The organism is Actinomadura napierensis, from assembly GCF_039529375.1.
In the GTDB taxonomy this organism is placed as follows: domain Bacteria; phylum Actinomycetota; class Actinomycetes; order Streptosporangiales; family Streptosporangiaceae; genus Spirillospora; species Spirillospora napierensis.
The window spans coordinates 1-522 of record NZ_BAAAMR010000428.1 but is presented as its reverse complement, the minus strand read 5'-3'; the positions used below and the strand labels follow the sequence as shown (position 1 = coordinate 522).

Here is a 522-nt window from a genome sequence, read left to right as displayed (position 1 = left end):
ATAGCCATGTGGAAGTGATACGACACCTCTTCTCATCCCATCATCCAACTCAATAGCTACCTGAATTTCTCCATGCGCTGAGATACATTTAAGCTGCCCTCCTGCATCTACATTTAAGTGTCTTGCGTCTTCGGGATGAATACGCAATGCACCCTCTGCATCTACTTTTCGCCAAGCAGGGTCACGGTAAATTTGGTTGGCATTGTAACTACGGCGTTCACCTGACAAAAGGATGAAAGGAAACTCTTCAACATTAACGTTATGGCTTTTCAAGCTTGCGAGTTCACTTAACATCTCGGGAATTGCAAGACGTATTTTCTTATCTTTATAAGCTACCAGTTTCCAGACTTCGTCATATTCATGTTGCGATAAAACCATACCTGAACGTTGCTTTAATATCTGCTCAAATAGTTTGACACCTTGTGTTAATGGATTACCTTTATAACCTGCACGGCGTACTGCTTTGGTATGTAAAACAGCATATTGAATAGATAGCGGCAATAAAAAAGCAACTGAATCTGC

The 522-nt window shown here is 41.2% G+C and carries 1 protein-coding gene; it reads right to left on the bottom strand.

From position 1 onward, the window contains the following. The coding region (locus tag ABD296_RS50290; RefSeq protein ID WP_344285848.1) for a molybdopterin dinucleotide binding domain-containing protein at positions 1-522 on the bottom strand (522 nt) is incomplete at both ends.